The following is a 1,144-nucleotide window of genomic DNA, read 5'->3' on the forward strand; positions in this document are numbered from 1 at the left end:
TGACATGCTCTTTGGCCAGAGTCGAGCCGCACGCAACTGCGGTGCACCTCCCGCTGCAGCCGACAGGCGGCGGAGGGACGCAGCGCAAGAGTGCCGAACCGCGGCGTGAGCGGTCACTCGATACAGATCGGCGCCGTGCAAGTTGAGTGACCTGCACCCGTCGTCGCGCTGCCTCTGCTGGCGGCGGCTGGGTCAATCACGGAGAACTGGCGGTTCTGGGACGTCCCTCGAATTCCTCGAGCGCCGCCACGGCAGGGCCCCGTCGAGCTCGATCTCCAGCGAGAAGCTGAGGAATGTGCGGACCAGGACGAGGAGGCCAAGTGCGAGAGCACTCTCGAGCGTGGGGTCCACGGTGATCGTGAGGACGATGTCGGCGATGATTAGGAACTCCAGGCCAAGCAAGATGGCTCGGCCCACGTTGCGGCGCGTGTCCTCGTAGGTGCGCATCCACCCAGCCGAACGGTGGAGCAGCGCAGCCCGAAGGAACGCCGCGGCCGACCCCACGATGAGAACCAGGACCCCAAGCACCTCGAAGCCGTGTACGACCAGTTCCATCAGTTCGTCGAAGTCTTCGCCGGCCATGGCAGCCAGGTACCCCGCGGACGGTGCGGGGACGACGAGAGTCGAGCATCCAGTGCACGCGCCGGCTCAGCGAGATCGAGAGCGCGCGTCCGCCCATCAGCACGATCCCGCCGACTGGCGGCGGAGTGACGCAGCTCCGAACGACCCGATCGCAGCAGATCCGGCGTCCGCAGGGATTCGACCGATTCCGAGGCAGCTCAGTTCCGAACGAGTGGGCTCGGTAGTCGCTGAGCCCGCCCTAAACTGCCGGCGTGACGATCAGCATGGACCCCGGGGCTGAGGAATGGCACGACGTGCACGAGCGCGTGCTGGGGTTCATGGGGGCGTTCTCGTCGGTCCAGTTCTCGATCGACACCCACCTTGAGTTCCATCTGAGGAAGCAGATGCCGAAGGTCGGGCCGGTGATCCGCAAGCAGTTCCTCGACCGGGTGCGCGACGACCAGCGGATGCCGCTGTTCGAGGCGTTCGCCGACGAGATTGGCTACACCGGCGATCTCAGTCACGCCCGGATGATCTACAACCGGGCCAAGCAGGTGCGCGACTTCGTCGGTCACTCCCTTAG

General features: G+C 65.9%; 2 protein-coding genes. One reads left to right on the forward strand and one right to left on the reverse strand.

Going from position 1 to position 1,144, the window contains the following annotated elements; genetic code table 11:
* Positions 1-192: 192 nt before the first annotated feature.
* A complete protein-coding gene (locus tag G6553_RS20515; protein WP_207620085.1) occupies positions 193-582 on the reverse strand; it encodes a DUF1622 domain-containing protein in 390 nt (129 codons plus the stop codon).
* A gap of 251 nt (positions 583-833) precedes the next feature.
* On the opposite strand from G6553_RS20515, the gene G6553_RS20520 reads away from it, so the two are divergent.
* Positions 834-1,144: hypothetical protein (locus G6553_RS20520; RefSeq protein ID WP_166196983.1), on the forward strand; the 311-nt coding region annotated here is incomplete at its 3' end.

The sequence above is a fragment of the Nocardioides sp. IC4_145 genome (genome assembly GCF_011250565.1).
Classification (GTDB): Bacteria; Actinomycetota; Actinomycetes; order Propionibacteriales; family Nocardioidaceae; genus Nocardioides.

What these genes read in the sequence shown, in the direction of transcription:
- G6553_RS20515 (WP_207620085.1), bottom strand. Translation starts at nt 582, where the DNA reads ATGGCCGGCGAAGACTTCGACGAACTGATGGAACTGGTCGTACACGGC.